The sequence below is a fragment of the Sphingobium phenoxybenzoativorans genome, assembly GCF_018286635.1.
GTDB classification, from domain to species: Bacteria; Pseudomonadota; Alphaproteobacteria; order Sphingomonadales; family Sphingomonadaceae; genus Sphingobium; species Sphingobium phenoxybenzoativorans.
Genome location: NZ_CP073910.1, coordinates 2,757,118 through 2,771,516, shown reverse-complemented (window position 1 = coordinate 2,771,516; position 14,399 = coordinate 2,757,118). Strand labels below are relative to the sequence as shown.

Here is a 14,399-nt window from a genome sequence, read left to right as displayed (position 1 = left end):
GGCGCGGAAAGGCATGACCTATGACTCTCATGCAGGATTGGCAGGGCAAGACAGGCGATGTCTGGGCCGATGAATGGCTTCGAACCGACCGGACATTTGAAGGGCTGCACCGCCTGCTGATCGATCGTGCAGTCGATATCGCTTATCGCAACGATGTACGGGCCATTCTGGATATCGGCTGCGGCGCAGGCAGCACGACGCTGGCCCTTGCCGATGGCGTATCCGGAGCCCGGTTGCTGGGTATCGACATATCGGAGGCATTGGTCGGCATTTCCCGTGCAAGGGCCGGGGGCGCGCCGCGCATCGCCTTTGCCGTCGCCGACGCCAGCCGGTGGCGCGACCCGGCTTTTGTTCCCGACATGCTGTTTTCCAGGCATGGCGTCATGTTCTTCGATGATCCTGTCGCGGCGTTCGAAAATCTCCGGCAAAGCGCAAGGCCCGGAGCGAGCCTGATCTTCTCCTGCTTTCGCAGCGTCGAGGAAAATCGCTGGGCGAGCGGGATCGGCGCGCTGCTGCCTGATATGACCGCCCCGGTTCCACCGCCTGGCGCGCCGGGGCCGTTCGCCTTTGCCGATCCCGCCCATGTCGAGCATCTACTGGCTGCGTCGGGATGGACCCAGGCCGCCGCCGAGCCGGTGGACTTCCCCTATGTCGCAGGCGCGGGCCATGACCCCGTCGCCGACGCCATGTCCTATTTCCAGCGGATCGGCCCCGCCGCTCGCGCCCTGGCGTCGATTTCGGGCGAGGCGCGCGCGACCTTCCTACGGCGGCTGCAGGATTTCTGCGCCGCGCATCTCGCCGGAGGCGTGGTGCGGTTTCCCGCAGCCGCCTGGATATGGACAGCGCGAAAGGCATCGGCATGACCATCATTGTCCATCATCTGGAAAATAGCCGCTCCCAGCGCGTGCTGTGGCTGCTTGAGGAATTGGAGCTTCCCTACACGGTCAAGCGCTATGAGCGCGATCCCCGCACGATGCGCGCCCCGCCGGAGCTGAAGGCGGTGCATCCGCTGGGCAAATCGCCGGTGATCGAGGATGACGGCCTGATCCTTGCCGAGACCGGCGCGATCGTCGAATATCTGGTGGAAAAGGCGGATGGCAGGCTGGGGCCGCCGCCGCATCGCGAGACGGTGCTGCGATACCGGCAGTTCCTGCATTATGCCGAAGGATCGATGATGCCGCCGCTGCTGGCGCTGCTCGTCGTCAATCGTCTGGGCCTGCTTGGCAAACCGGCAAAGGGCGCGATCCAGGGCATGCTGGACGAGCATCTGGACTGGCTGGAGACCGAACTTGCGGCGCGGGCGCACTTCGCCTGCGACGAGTTCACCGCCGCCGACATCATGATGAGCTTCCCGCTGGAGGCGTCGGCCGCACGCGGCGGTCTGGACGGATCGCGGCCGCGCCTGCATGACTGGCTGCAACGCATGCACGCCCGGCCCGCTTACCGGGCGGCGCTGTCGAAGGGAGGCCCTTATGCTTATGCTTGATCGCAGGAGGCTGCTGCAGATCGCTGGTCTCTCCGGCTGCGCGATCGCCGCCGGGATGCCCCGCCTCCTGCTTGCCGGAGACAATGGAGCGGCGGAGCTGAAGCCCGTCACGGGCGGCGTCGCGCCGATCAGCGCCGACGAGCGCAAGGCGCGGCTGACCCGCGCGCAGGCGCTGATGAAGGCCAACGGCATCGGCGCGATCCTGATTGAGCCGGGCGCAAGCCTTATCTATTTCACGGGCGTCCATTGGTGGCGCAGCGAAAGGCTGACCGCCGCCATCATTCCGGCGGAAGGGACGCCGGTGATCATCACGCCCTTTTTCGAAAAGCCGTCCGTCGAGCAATCGCTTGGCATCCCGGCGGATATTCGCGTCTGGCAGGAGGATGAAAGCCCGCTCGCGCTCGCGGCGGCGGTCCTGACCGGTCAGGGCCTTGGCGCGGCGTCGATCGGGATCGAGGAGACGGCGCGTTTCTTCGCCTTTGACGGATTACGCACCGCCCTGCCGAAAGCGCGGCTGGTGTCCGCCAACCCTGTGGTCCGGGGGTGCCGCATGGTGAAGACGGCGGCTGAAATCGCCCTGATGCAGGCCGCGACTGACGTCACAATCGCCGCCTATCGCTGGACGATACCGCTGGTGCGCGTGGGCATGACGCCAAAGGACATAGGCGCGCTGATGACCGCGGCGACGAAAGCGCTGGGCGGCAGTCCCGAATTTTCGCTGGTGCTGGTCGGCGAGGCGGCGGCCTATCCGCATGGCAGCGACAAGCCGCAGGTGGTGAAAGCGGGCGATATCGTCCTCATGGATTGCGGCTGCACCGTGGAAGGCTATCAGTCGGACGTCTCCCGCACGTTCGTCGTCGGCGCCGACCCTACCGCCGAGCAGCGCAAGGTGTGGGAGCAGGTGGCGAGGGGGCAGCAGATCGCCTTCGCCGCCGCGCGGCCGGGCGCGCCGGCGGGGTCGGTGGATGACGCCGTTCGTCAATATTATCAGGGCCTTGGATATGGGCCGGATTATAAGTTGCCGGGCCTGTCCCACCGCACCGGACATGGCATCGGCATGGAGGGGCATGAGCCGGTCAATCTGGTGCGCGGCGAAACCACCAGGCTTGCGCCCGGCATGTGCTTTTCCAATGAGCCGGGGATCTACATTCCCGGCAGCTTCGGCGTACGGCTGGAGGACTGTTTCCACATGACGGGAGAAGGGCCGGTCTGGTTCTCCAAACCGCCCGCTTCAATCGATGCGCTGGCGGGGTGAATCGGAACCCCGGATGAACGGCGGCGTGAAGGGCAGGGGACGGGATGTGCTTTCGCCGCCACAGCCGCACGGCTGGGCGTGAAACGCCCGCTTGTGCAGCGCGAAACACTTCCCTAAATCCGGCGCATGACCTCAACAAACGACATTCGCCGCTCCTTTCTCGACTATTTCGCGAAGACCGGCCATACCCCGGTGCCGTCCGCGCCGCTGGTGCCGCATAATGACCCGACGCTGATGTTCGTCAATGCGGGCATGGTGCCGTTCAAGAATGTTTTTACGGGCCTCGAAAAGCGCCCCTACAGCACGGCGGCCTCGTCGCAAAAATGCGTGCGCGCAGGCGGCAAGCATAATGACCTGGACAATGTGGGTTATACGGCGCGCCACCATACCTTCTTTGAAATGCTGGGGAATTTCAGCTTCGGGGACTATTTCAAGGAACAGGCGATCACCCATGCCTGGACCTTGCTGACCAAGGATTGGGGTCTCGACCCGAACCGGCTGACCGCCACCGTCTATCACACGGATGATGAGGCGTTTGCGCTGTGGAAGAAGATCGCCGGGTTGCCGGAGGCGCGGATCATCCGCATTCCCACCAAGGATAATTTCTGGGCGATGGGCGACAGCGGTCCGTGCGGGCCATGCTCCGAAATCTTCTACGACCATGGCGACCATATCTGGGGCGGCCCGCCGGGATCGCCGGAGGAGGATGGCGACCGTTTCGTCGAAATCTGGAACCTGGTGTTCATGCAATATGAGCAGGAGGCGAATGAGATCGTCCGCGACCTGCCCCACCCGTCGATCGACACCGGCATGGGGCTGGAGCGCATCGCCGCCGTCATGCAGGGCGTCACCGACAATTATGACACCGACACGTTCAAGGCGCTGATCGCGGAAAGCGGGGCGCTGACCAAAACCGACACGGCGGGCGAGCATAAGGCGAGCCATCGTGTGATCGCCGACCATCTCCGCTCGTCCGGCTTCCTGATCGCTGACGGCGTGCTGCCCGCCAATGAAGGGCGCGGCTATGTTTTGCGCCGGATCATGCGGCGGGCGATGCGCCATGCGCATATCATCGGCGCGAAAGAGCCGCTGATGTACCGCCTGGTCGGCGGTCTGGTCAGCGAAATGGGCGGCGCCTATCCCGAACTGGTGCGTGCGCAGCCGCTGATCGAAGAGACGCTGCTCCGTGAGGAGACCCGGTTCCGCAAGACTCTGGAAAACGGCCTGAAGCTGCTCGATGAAGCGACGGCCGGGCTGGGCGATGGCGATACCCTGCCAGGTGAGACGGCCTTCAAGCTCTACGACACTTATGGTTTCCCCTATGATCTGACCGAGGATGCGCTGCGCGGGCAGGGCCTGCTGGTCGACCGCGCCGGTTTCGACGCAGCCATGGCCGGCCAGAAGGCTGCGGCGCGGGCGGCGTGGAAGGGGTCGGGCGACAAAGCGTCCGAGGAAGTCTGGTACGACATAGCCGAGAGCGAGGGCAGCACGGAGTTTACCGGCTACACCTCCACCAAGGGCGAGGGTCAGGTCGTCGCGCTGGTGAAGGACGGCGCGCGCGTGGATAGCGCTTCGGCGGGCGATACCGTCACGATCCTGACCAACCAGACGCCATTTTACGGCGAAAGCGGCGGCCAGATGGGCGATATCGGCACGATATCGACGTTGGAGGGGCTGCTCGCCGAAGTGACCGACACCTCCAAGCCGCTTGGCCGCCTGCACGGGCATAAGGCGGTGGTGAAGGCGGGCACGGTCAAGGTGGGCGACACGGTGCAACTGGTTGTCGATGTCGACCATCGCGACCGGGTGCGCGCCAACCACAGCGCCACGCATCTCCTCCATGCGGCATTACGCAACCGGCTGGGTGGGCATGTAACCCAGAAGGGCAGCCTGGTCGCGCCGGATCGCTTGCGCTTTGATTTCTCCCACCCCGAAGCGTTGACCCCGGCCCAGATCGCCGAGATCGAAGCCGATGTGAATGCGCAGATCCGCCATAATGACGAAGTGACGACGCGGCTGATGACGCCGGACGACGCCGTCGCGGCGGGCGCCATGGCGCTGTTCGGCGAGAAATATGGCGACGAGGTTCGCGTGCTGTCGATGGGCAAGACGGACGAGAACAACTATTCGGTCGAACTGTGCGGCGGCACCCATGTCCGCGCCACCGGCGACATCGCCTTGTTCAAGATCATTTCGGAGAGCGCCGTGTCGAGCGGCATCCGCCGGATCGAGGCGCTGACCGGCGAGGCGGCGCGGCTGTGGCTGGCCGATCGCGACGAGCGGTTGCGGCAGGCGGCGGCGACGCTGAAGACTGCGCCGGACGATGTGCCGTCGCGCATCGCCGCGCTGGTGGAACAGACCCGCAAGCTGGAGCGCGAACTGGCTGAGGCGAAGAAGGCGCTGGCGCTTGGCGGCGGCGGTTCTGCGGCGGCGGCGGGACCGGAGCAGGTCGGCGCGGTCAGCTTCCTGGGGCAAGTCGTCAATGGCCTCGACCCCAAGGAATTGCGTGGCCTGGTTGATGGTAACAAGCAGAAGCTGGGGTCGGGCGTGTCCGCTATCATCGCCGTCACGGACGGACGGGCAAGCATCGCCGTGGGCGTGACCGATGATCTGTCGGGCGTCATCAGCGCCGTTGATCTGGTGCGTGCGGGCGTGGAGGCGCTTGGCGGCAAGGGCGGCGGCGGCCGCCCCGACATGGCGCAGGGCGGCGGGCCGGACGGCGACAAGGCCGATGCCGCGATCGAGGCCGTCAAGGCCGCCTTGTTGAAGGTTCCCGCCTGATCGCGCCTTCCCTGCGGGTCAGCATTGCTGCGCCGTTTCGTCAGCCATCAGCGCCGCGATCACCCGTTGCAGGTTGACGCGGGCGTCACCCTGCGCCGTCGCCAGCAACTGATGAGCGAGCGTCACGGACGCAGCGCCGAAATCGGCTCGGAGCATGGCGGTGAACGCCTCGACGTCGAAACATGCCTGCGATGGCGCGCCAATCTGATATTCCATGATAATCTCCCCGTTTGATGGGGTGATAACATATCGGAGAAGGATTTGTTGCACTGCAACATAATTAACTTACTGGAAAGCATCATTTTCTCCGGAACGGACCAATATTGTTAATCCTGTGTTTCGGGCTTTGGGGTTGCTGAGGAATGCCGGAACCCTATCTGTTGACGGGTCGCCGGCTGATGGAGCAGCATATGTCAGACCTTTCCGCTTTCCCGATCACTGCCCGTTGGCCCGCCGCCCATCCGGATCGGCTGCAATATTATGGTCTCCCGACGCCCAATGGCGTGAAGGTCTCGATCATGCTGGAGGAAACCGGGCTGCCCTATGAGGTGCATCTGGTTGATATCACCAAGAATGAGAGCTGGACGCCGGAGTTTCTGTCCCTCAATCCCAATGGGAAGATTCCCGCGATACTCGACCCGGACGGGCCAGGCGGAAAGCCGCTGGCCCTGTTCGAATCCGGTGCGATCCTGATCTATCTTGCCGATAAGACGGGGCAATTCCTGTCCGCCGATCCCGCCCTGCGCTATGAAACCATCCAGTGGGTATTTTTTCAGAACGCAGCCATCGGACCGATGTTCGGACAGATCGGATTCTTCCACAAATTTGCGGGCAAGGCGATCGAGGATAAGCGTCCCCTGGAGCGCTATGTCACGGAGTCAAAACGCTTGCTCGGCGTGTTGGAGGATCGATTGGCGGATCGATCCTGGATCATGGGCGATGCGTTCAGCATCGCTGATATTTCCACGCTTGGCTGGGTCCGCAATCTGGTGGGCTTCTATGAGGCGGGCGAACTGGTCGATTATGCAAGCCTGAAGCATGTCCCCGCCTGGCTTGAGCGCGGCCTGGCCCGGCCTGCGGTCCTGCGGGGTCTGGATATTCCCAAGCGGGCTTGATCTCGCGTTCAGGCTTCATTTTCGCGCAAACGCCGCAGGCGGGGCGCGGAATCCAGCTCTCCGGCTTCCTTGATCTCCTGCCGCAGATCCTCCCGCGTCTGGTGGATCGACGCGATCACCGGCCCCATTGCGACGCCAAGATCGACCAGCGCCGTCTCCGCAAGCTGCAGCGAACTTTCCAGCGTTTCCGGGACCGCATCGCTTGCGCCCGCTTTGTAGAGCTGGGCCGCATGGTCGGGGTCGCGGGCGCGGGCGATGATGGGCAGGTCAGGCACCCAGCCGCGCACCCGCTTTGTCACCCGGATCGACAGGACCGGATCGTCCATCGTCAGGATCAGCGCGCGGGCATGGCCCAGGCGCAGCTTGTCCAGCATCTCCGCCCGCGACACGTCGCCGAACATGATCGGATAGCCGCCCCGTCGCCCTTCGGCGACCACATCGGCGTCGGATTCCACGACGACGAAGGGCTGGTTGTGGGTTTTCAGCAGGTCGCAGACCATTCGGCCGACGCGCCCGAAACCGATCACCACTGCGGCCGGCCGGCTGCCGTCATCGCCCATGGGCGGGGGTTCCTCGCCGCTGGCAAGGTCGATCCGGCGGGCGACGTCATGGCCCAGGTGGGCAAGCAGGGGTGTGATGGTGAGGCCGATGGCGGTCACGATCTGCCAGAAAGCAGCCGTGGAGGGCAGGATCAACTGCGCCGCAGAGGCCGCCGACAGCACGATCAGCGTGGTCTCGGACGGACTCGACATCAGCAAGCCGACCTCCAGCGCCACGGCGCGCCGGGCGCCGGAGAAACGCAGGAGCAGGGCGGTTACCACGGTCTTGACGATCACCACGCCGATGACCGCCGTCACCAGCATCGGCCAGTTTGCCAGGATGACCCGCATGTCCAGGCTCATCCCCACGGTCAGCAGGAAAACGCCCAGCGCCAGCCCCTTGAACGGCGCGGTGATGATTTCCACCTCGCCATGATATTCAGTTTCGGCGATCAGCAGCCCCGCGAGAAGCGCGCCGACGATGGGGGACAGACCGACCAGCGATGTCACCATGCTGGAAACGATGACGACCAGCAGGCTGGCGGCCAGAAAAACTTCCGGGCTTTTGGTCCGCGCCGCCTGACTGAAGATGTGGGTCAGCAGATATTTGCCCGCGACCAGCATGATGGCGACGGTAATGCCGCCCTTGATCAGCGTTTCGACCAGATTGCCGAAACCTGCGTCCGATGCGGTGGGCGCGAGCGCGCCCAGCATGAAGATGATCGGGACCAGCGCCAGATCCTCGAACAGCAGCATGGAAAAGGCGGATCGGCCGACCGGGCTTTGCGTGCCCGCCATTGGCAGCACCAGCGCCGTTGAGGAGAGAGCGATCGCCAGGCCAAGGCCTATCGCGCCCGCCAGCGGCTGCCCCAGAAAATAGAGACCGATCGCCAGGATGGCGCCGCTGCCCAGCAATTCCGCCGCGCCTACGCCGAACACGAGCCGCCGCATCGACCATAAGCGCCTGAAACTCAGTTCCAGACCGATGGAGAATAGCAGCAGGATGATGCCGAATTCGGCGAAGGGTTCTATCGAATGCGGATCGGATATCGTGAAATGATAAAGCCAGGGATATGTCCCGACCAGCGATCCGAGACCGGCCGGACCCACAAGGATGCCGACAAGGATGAACCCGATGACCGGGCTGATCCGGAACCGCGCGAAACCGGGAATGACCAGACCAGCCGCGCCGAGAATGACCAGCGCGTCGCTGAACCCCTTATTGTCCAATTCAAATGCCATCGCTGCATTAGATCAGCATCAGCGCTATGTGTCAGTAGCGGAGGGAAGAAAAATGGCCCGGAATGCAGGAAAAATTGTCGTTGTCGGCGGCGGACCCGCCGGAATGATGACGGGATATCTGATGGCGCGCGCCGGGGTGGAGACTTTGGTGCTGGAAAAGCATCGGGATTTCCTTCGCGACTTCCGGGGCGACACGGTTCATCCCTCTACGCTGGAACTGTTCAGGGAGCTTGGTCTGGTCGACGGACTGCTCGCGCGGCCGCATGACGAGGTATCGACATTGACCGGGCGGGTGGCCGGGAAAAGCATCCATATCGCGGATTTTTCCCGGCTGCCGGTGCAGAGCAAATTCATCGCCCTGATGCCGCAATGGGATTTTCTTGATTTTCTGGCGGATCAGGCGCGGCGGCTGCCCAGTTTTTCGCTCCGTATGGAAGCGGAAGCGACAGGCGCTACGTTCGACCCGGCCGGGCGGGTGGACGGCGTGACGCTTGCCGATGGCGAGCATATTCCCGCCCGGCTGGTCATCGCCGCGGACGGGCGGCGGTCCGTGTTGCGGGATGCGGCCGCCCTGCCGCGGGAGGATCTGGGCGCGCCGATGGACGTATTCTGGTTCCGCGTGCCCAAACAGCCGGGAGACAATCGCACGACCGGCGTCTTTGAGGCCGGGCGCATCATCGCGCTAATCGACCGGGGCGATTATTGGCAGGCCGCCTATGTTTTCGCCAAGGGGCAGGCGGATGCCGTCCGGTCAAGGGGGTTGGCGGCGTTTCGCGACGAGATCGGACAGTTGGTGCCGGAACTGGTGCCTGGCCTCGATGCGCTGCAGGATTGGGATCAGGTGAAGCTGCTCACCGTGTCGCTGGACAGGCTGACCCGCTGGCACTGTCCCGGCCTGCTCGCCATCGGCGATGCAGCGCACGCGATGTCGCCCGTCGGCGGCGTCGGCATAAATCTGGCGGTGCAGGACGCTGTTGCGGCGGCCAACATATTGGCGGAAACGCTGGCTTCGGGGGGCGACCCTGATCCTTTGCTGGCAAAGGTGCAGCAACGCCGGATGTTCCCGACCCGCGTCATCCAGCGCATTCAGAAGATGGCGCATGACAATATCATCGGCGCTTTGCTGAAGCCGGAGGCGCGGCTGGAGCGCCCCCCATTGGCGCTGCGCATGCTGGACCGTTATCCAGCGTTGCAGGCTATTCCGGCGCGGGTGCTGGGCCTGGGCGTCCGGCGGGAGCATATACGATCGCCGAATGCGGGGCTGAGTTAGGGCGTATCGCGGTGTGAATCTGGCACACCGCACATGTTCGTTCACAGTGTGCTCCTGCGAAAGCAGGAGGCCAATCCCGCCGTCTGAACTGGGCTCCTGCCTCCGCAGGAGCGCGCTCCCCTACACAGATATTAGCCGCCGCCCGGCGAGTTATGTCCGCCAGCCGGAACAGGCCCGCCGCTCGGCGCATGCGCGCCCGGATTGCTGTCCCAATCGATATGATAAAGGTCGAACCGCCGGTCGCGCAGGTTGCGCACCGTGCCCTCCGCCCGCGCCCAGCTCAGATCGGCCAGGTTGACGTCGGCGATGGTCAGCGTCTCGACATTCTCGCTTGCCTCCGCCGCGATGCCGTCCCGCGCGAAGGGCAGGTCGCAGGGCGTCAGGATGCAGCTTTGCGCGTACTGGATGTCCATATTGTCGACGTTCGGCAGGTTGCCGACATTGCCGGACATTACGACATAGCATTGATTTTCAATCGCCCGCGCCTGCGCGCAATAGCGCACGCGCATATATCCGGACCGGCTGTCGGTGCAGAAGGGCACGAAGATCATGCGCGCCCCCTGATCCACCAGGCGGCGGGCCAGTTCCGGAAACTCGCTGTCATAGCAGATGAGGACGCCTATTGGGCCGCAGTCGGTCTGAATGACGTCCAGCGAATCCCCGCCCTTGATGTTCCACCAGAAGGCCTCGTTGGGCGTGGGGTGGATCTTCTCCTGCGCGCGGATCGATCCATCGCGCAGGGCGACATAGGCGACATTCTGGATGTCGCCGTCATCGGTGCGGGTCGGGTGGGAGCCGCCGATGATGTTGATATTATATTCCAGCGCCATCCGTCCAAGTTCCTTGGTCAGGCGCGGCGTGTAGGCGGTAAGGCGGTCGATGGCCTCAGGCGGTGAAAGCTTCTTGGTTTCGAACGACAGCAGCGGCAGCGTGAACAATTCCGGGAATACGATGAAGTCGGAACGATAGTCCGCCGCGACATCGACGAAATATTCGACGTTGCGGATAAATTCGTCGAAATCGCCGACCGCGCGCGCCTGAAGCTGGCAGGTGGCGAGGCGGACGCTTTCGACGCCGCGCGGTACCCGCATTTCCGGCGCTTCATCCGGGTCGACATAGGGATTGCGCCAGACGAGGTGGGCTGCGTTGCCCGCCGACGCCTTATCCTCCGGCAAATATTTCAGCAGGATACCAAGAGGCTCAAAGCCGTTTTTCAACTGAAAACTGATGACCTGATCGGGCAGCTTTCCCGTGACCACCTGATGCAGATAATCGTCAGGTCCGGAAACTTTCCGGCGGGCGCGGGCATAGCCGGGCATGCGGCCGGCGATGACGATGCCGTGCAGATCCAATTGCTCGGCTAGTTCCTTGCGTTCGTCATAGAGACGCTGGCCAATGCGCAGGCCGCGCTGTTTCGGGTCCACCGCCATTTCATAGCCGTAGAGCCACTCGCCCGCCGCGCTGTGCCGCGTGCCGAAACCGTTGGCGGTGATCTCCTCCCAGTCATGGGGGGAAAAGGCCATGGTCTTGCTGACCCGCATCGTCGCGCAATAGCCCACGACGCGATTGTCGTAGAGCGCGACGAAGCAGCCTTCCGGGAAATTGTTGATCTGCCCCCGCACCATAGCGGGAGCGTAGCTGGGCATATCCGGGTAGACGCGATCGATCAGCCGGATGATCGCCCGGACGTCGGACGGAACCGCATTGCGAACATCAAGGCGCTTCCGTCCGGTCGTTGTCATGCTGAAATAATCGCCTTTGCGGCAATCAGTTCCATGAGGCCATTTCGGCTTCCAGATTGACGCGGATCGCCTCGAAGAACTGCTCCGTGGTCATCCATGCCTGATCCGGACCGATCAGCAGCGCCAAATCCTTGGTCATCGCGCCATTCTCGACCGTCTTGATGCAGACCGCCTCCAGCGTCTCGGCGAACTTCACGACATCGGGCGTGTCGTCGAACTTACCGCGGAACGACAGGCCCTGGGTCCAGGCGAAGATGGAGGCGATGGGGTTGGTCGAGGTCGACTTGCCCTGCTGGTGCATACGGTAGTGACGGGTGACGGTGCCGTGCGCGGCCTCCGCCTCGATCGTCTTGCCGTCCGGCGACATCAGGACCGAGGTCATCAGGCCCAGCGAACCGAAGCCCTGCGCCACGGTGTCGGACTGCACGTCGCCGTCATAATTCTTGCAGGCCCAGACGAACTTGCCGCTCCACTTGAGTGCGGAGGCGACCATGTCGTCAATCAGGCGATGCTCATAGACGATGCCGGCTGCCTTGAACTTGTCGGCAAATTCGGCGTCGAACACTTCCTGGAACAGGTCCTTGAAGCGACCGTCATAGGCCTTCAGGATCGTGTTCTTGGTGGAAAGATAGAGCGGCCACTTGCGGTCGAGCGCATAGTTCATGCTCGCCTTGGCGAAATCGCGGATCGAATCGTCGAGGTTATACATGCCCATCGCGACACCGGCGGAGGGGAACTGGAATACTTCCTCCTCAATCTTCTCGCCATTCTCGCCATCCCACACCAGCGTCAGCTTGCCGGGGCCGGGGACGCGGAAGTCGGTCGCCTTATACTGGTCGCCGAACGCATGACGGCCCACGACGATCGGGTCGGTCCAGCCAGGCACCAGGCGGGGCACATTCTTGATGACGATCGGTTCGCGGAAAACCACGCCGCCCAGGATGTTGCGGATGGTGCCGTTCGGCGACTTCCACATTTTCTTGAGCTTGAACTCCTCGACGCGGGCTTCGTCCGGCGTGATGGTGGCGCACTTCACGCCGACGCCATATTGCTGGATGGCCTTGGCGCAATCGACGGTGATCTGGTCGTTGGTCTCGTCGCGCTTCTCGACGCTCAGGTCGTAATATTTCAGGTCAATATCGAGATAGGGTTTGATCAGGCGCTCGCGGATCCATTCCCAGATGATCCGGGTCATCTCGTCGCCGTCAATCTCGACGACCGGGTTTTTCACTTTGATCTTCGCCATGCGCTGTATCCGCTTTCTCTATGCCTGGGGATGGGATGCACCGGCGTCTAGGCAAAGCGCGGCCGATATTCAACCTTTCCACACGCTATTTTACGGCATTGCGGCATAGCGGGCGGCATACTCGAATATATCTCGGATATATGAGGCAGTGGCGGCGTTGTCAGTGCGGATATGAGGCCGTAAAGACCGGGCATGGAAAATAACGAAATCACGATGGCCGCGGGTGGCGGCGTCAAGTGGCGCTTCCCCGCCGTCCATCCGGAGGGGCGCAAATTCGCCGCCATCGCCGCGGCGATCACCGCTTTGATATTCATCCTGGGCTGGCCCTGGCTCGGCTGGCCAATGGTTGGCGTTACTATCTGGGTTCTGGCCTTTTTTCGCGATCCGGTTCGCGCGACGCCCCGCGACGATGCGCTGGTGATCGCGCCGGCCGACGGGCTGGTGACCCTGATCCAGCAGGTGCCGCCGCCGCGCGAAATGGCGGGGCCGCAGGGGCTGGGCGAAGATCCCATGGTCCGGGTGTCGATTTTCATGAGCGTGTTCGACGTGCACATCAACCGCACGCCCATTTCCGGCACCGTGAAATCGGTCGTCTATATCTCCGGCAAGTTCATCAACGCGGATCTCGACAAGGCGAGCGAGGATAATGAGCGCCAGCATATCCTGGTCGAGCGGGACGATGGCGTGCGAATCGGCTTCACGCAGATTGCCGGCCTGGTCGCCCGCCGGATCGTGCCCTTTGTGAAGCCCGGCGATATTGTTGCCGCAGGCCAGCGTATCGGCCTCATCCGTTTCGGCAGCCGGGTGGATGTCTATCTCCCCGCCGGAACCATGCCCAAGGTCGTGCTGGGGCAGCGCACTGTGGCGGGCGAGACTGTCATTGCGCGGCTTGGCGACGGGCAGGGCCTGGCGGGCGTGCTTCAGTGACGAGACGGCGGCGCGCCATTCCCCGCGGACTGCGCCGCGGCATAACGCTGCGGATGGTCGCGCCCAACGCCGTGACCGCCATGGCCCTGTGCTTTGGCCTGACCGGTGTGCGCTACGGCATTTCCGGGGAATGGGAGCGGGCGGTCGCTGCGATCATCATTGCCGGCGTGCTGGACGGGCTGGACGGGCGGATCGCGCGGATGCTGCGCGGGGAAAGCCGGTTCGGGGCGGAATTGGATTCGCTGTCGGACGTCATCGCGTTCGGCGTCGCCCCCGCGTTGATCCTCTATCTCTGGTCCCTGCAGGCCATGCCGCAGGCCGGATGGATATTCGCGCTGTGCCATGCCCTGTCCTGCGCGCTCCGGCTTGCGCGCTTCAACGCCAATATCGATGCCGATGAGCAGCCGCATAAATCGGCGGGCTTTCTGACCGGCGTGCCGGCGCCAGCCGGCGCGGGGCTTACATTCATGCCCTTATATCTGTGGCTCGTTACCGGCCTGGATATTTTCCGCGCCTGGTATGTGGTTGCGCCATGGGCGGTATTTGTCGCGTTCCTGATGATCTCCAGCATCGCGACCTATAGCTGGACCGCGCTCCGGCTCCGCAAGACCGTGCGGCTGGAGGCGATCGCTCTCGCCGGTTTGCTGGCCGCGCTGCTGATGACCAACCCCTGGCTGACGCTGCTCGCAATCAGCGGCGTCTATATCCTGCTGATCCCGTTCGGCATGATCAGCTATGCCCGCGTCCGTCGCGCAAAGCCGATCGCGGCAAAGCCGGTGGTCTGATTAAGTCAGCC

Annotated in this window: 12 protein-coding genes; 8 read left to right on the top strand and 4 right to left on the bottom strand. The window is 63.6% G+C overall.

The window, feature by feature from the left end; translation table 11 throughout:
* Window positions 1-20 precede the first annotated feature (20 nt).
* The 4 genes from KFK14_RS13640 to alaS all read left to right on the top strand — a co-directional run bounded on the left by KFK14_RS13640 (window position 21) and on the right by alaS (window position 5,522).
* On the top strand, window positions 21-863 hold the full coding sequence (locus tag KFK14_RS13640) for a class I SAM-dependent methyltransferase (protein WP_212608047.1): 843 nt from the start codon (window positions 21-23) through the stop codon (window positions 861-863).
* Complete coding sequence (locus KFK14_RS13635) at window positions 860-1,486, top strand: glutathione S-transferase family protein (protein WP_070157083.1); 627 nt, start codon at window positions 860-862, stop codon at window positions 1,484-1,486. The genes KFK14_RS13640 and KFK14_RS13635 overlap by 4 nt, the downstream gene beginning before the upstream one ends.
* A complete protein-coding gene (locus KFK14_RS13630) occupies window positions 1,473-2,741 on the top strand; it encodes a M24 family metallopeptidase (protein ID WP_212608046.1) in 1,269 nt (422 codons plus the stop codon). Before KFK14_RS13635 ends, KFK14_RS13630 begins: the two co-directional genes overlap by 14 nt.
* 126 nt (window positions 2,742-2,867) lie before the next feature.
* Complete coding sequence (alaS, locus tag KFK14_RS13625) at window positions 2,868-5,522, top strand: alanine--tRNA ligase (protein WP_212608045.1); 2,655 nt, start codon at window positions 2,868-2,870, stop codon at window positions 5,520-5,522.
* An 18-nt stretch (window positions 5,523-5,540) separates the two neighbouring features.
* Here the strand turns inward: alaS and KFK14_RS13620 are convergent, their stop codons facing one another.
* Window positions 5,541-5,738, bottom strand: coding sequence for a hypothetical protein (locus KFK14_RS13620; protein WP_070157073.1), 198 nt, complete (start codon window positions 5,736-5,738; stop codon window positions 5,541-5,543).
* A 194-nt stretch (window positions 5,739-5,932) separates the two neighbouring features.
* Here KFK14_RS13620 and KFK14_RS13615 point away from each other — a divergent pair, with 194 nt between their 5' ends.
* Window positions 5,933-6,637, top strand: a complete 705-nt coding sequence (locus KFK14_RS13615; protein WP_212608044.1) for a glutathione S-transferase N-terminal domain-containing protein — start codon at window positions 5,933-5,935, stop codon at window positions 6,635-6,637.
* A gap of 8 nt (window positions 6,638-6,645) precedes the next feature.
* Here KFK14_RS13615 and KFK14_RS13610 read toward each other — a convergent pair whose 3' ends face one another.
* A complete protein-coding gene (locus tag KFK14_RS13610; RefSeq protein ID WP_212608043.1) occupies window positions 6,646-8,418 on the bottom strand; it encodes a cation:proton antiporter domain-containing protein in 1,773 nt (590 codons plus the stop codon).
* Between the two features lie 52 nt (window positions 8,419-8,470).
* On the opposite strand from KFK14_RS13610, the gene KFK14_RS13605 reads away from it, so the two are divergent.
* The gene (locus tag KFK14_RS13605) at window positions 8,471-9,688 is read left to right on the top strand and encodes an FAD-dependent oxidoreductase (RefSeq protein ID WP_212608042.1); all 1,218 of its coding nucleotides are present in this window, start codon (window positions 8,471-8,473) and stop codon (window positions 9,686-9,688) included.
* 131 nt (window positions 9,689-9,819) lie between these two features.
* Here KFK14_RS13605 and KFK14_RS13600 read toward each other — a convergent pair whose 3' ends face one another.
* On the bottom strand, window positions 9,820-11,430 hold the full coding sequence (locus KFK14_RS13600; RefSeq protein ID WP_212608041.1) for a bifunctional GNAT family N-acetyltransferase/carbon-nitrogen hydrolase family protein: 1,611 nt from the start codon (window positions 11,428-11,430) through the stop codon (window positions 9,820-9,822).
* A 25-nt stretch (window positions 11,431-11,455) separates the two neighbouring features.
* Window positions 11,456-12,676 carry an NADP-dependent isocitrate dehydrogenase gene (locus KFK14_RS13595; RefSeq protein ID WP_212608040.1) on the bottom strand — a complete coding sequence of 407 codons (1,221 nt, stop codon included), beginning with the start codon at window positions 12,674-12,676 and terminating at the stop codon, window positions 11,456-11,458.
* Window positions 12,677-12,868: 192 nt separating this feature from the next.
* Between KFK14_RS13595 and KFK14_RS13590 the strand changes: the two genes are divergently transcribed.
* Complete coding sequence (locus KFK14_RS13590) at window positions 12,869-13,603, top strand: phosphatidylserine decarboxylase (protein ID WP_212608039.1); 735 nt, start codon at window positions 12,869-12,871, stop codon at window positions 13,601-13,603.
* A 53-nt stretch (window positions 13,604-13,656) separates the two neighbouring features.
* On the top strand, window positions 13,657-14,388 hold the full coding sequence (locus tag KFK14_RS13585) for a CDP-alcohol phosphatidyltransferase family protein (RefSeq protein WP_212611152.1): 732 nt from the start codon (window positions 13,657-13,659) through the stop codon (window positions 14,386-14,388).
* Window positions 14,389-14,399 lie beyond the last annotated feature (11 nt).

Bases quoted from the DNA above. Each gene is read 5' to 3' on its own strand.
- KFK14_RS13640 (WP_212608047.1), top strand. From the start codon at position 21: ATGACTCTCATGCAGGATTGGCAGGGCAAGACAGGCGATGTCTGGGCC.
- KFK14_RS13635 (WP_070157083.1), top strand. From the start codon at position 860: ATGACCATCATTGTCCATCATCTGGAAAATAGCCGCTCCCAGCGCGTG.
- KFK14_RS13630 (WP_212608046.1), top strand. From the start codon at position 1,473: ATGCTTATGCTTGATCGCAGGAGGCTGCTGCAGATCGCTGGTCTCTCC.
- alaS (WP_212608045.1), top strand. From the start codon at position 2,868: ATGACCTCAACAAACGACATTCGCCGCTCCTTTCTCGACTATTTCGCG.
- KFK14_RS13620 (WP_070157073.1), bottom strand. From the start codon at position 5,738: ATGGAATATCAGATTGGCGCGCCATCGCAGGCATGTTTCGACGTCGAG.
- KFK14_RS13615 (WP_212608044.1), top strand. From the start codon at position 5,933: ATGTCAGACCTTTCCGCTTTCCCGATCACTGCCCGTTGGCCCGCCGCC.
- KFK14_RS13610 (WP_212608043.1), bottom strand. From the start codon at position 8,418: ATGGCATTTGAATTGGACAATAAGGGGTTCAGCGACGCGCTGGTCATT.
- KFK14_RS13605 (WP_212608042.1), top strand. From the start codon at position 8,471: ATGGCCCGGAATGCAGGAAAAATTGTCGTTGTCGGCGGCGGACCCGCC.
- KFK14_RS13600 (WP_212608041.1), bottom strand. From the start codon at position 11,430: ATGACAACGACCGGACGGAAGCGCCTTGATGTTCGCAATGCGGTTCCG.
- KFK14_RS13595 (WP_212608040.1), bottom strand. From the start codon at position 12,676: ATGGCGAAGATCAAAGTGAAAAACCCGGTCGTCGAGATTGACGGCGAC.
- KFK14_RS13590 (WP_212608039.1), top strand. From the start codon at position 12,869: ATGGAAAATAACGAAATCACGATGGCCGCGGGTGGCGGCGTCAAGTGG.
- KFK14_RS13585 (WP_212611152.1), top strand. From the start codon at position 13,657: ATGGTCGCGCCCAACGCCGTGACCGCCATGGCCCTGTGCTTTGGCCTG.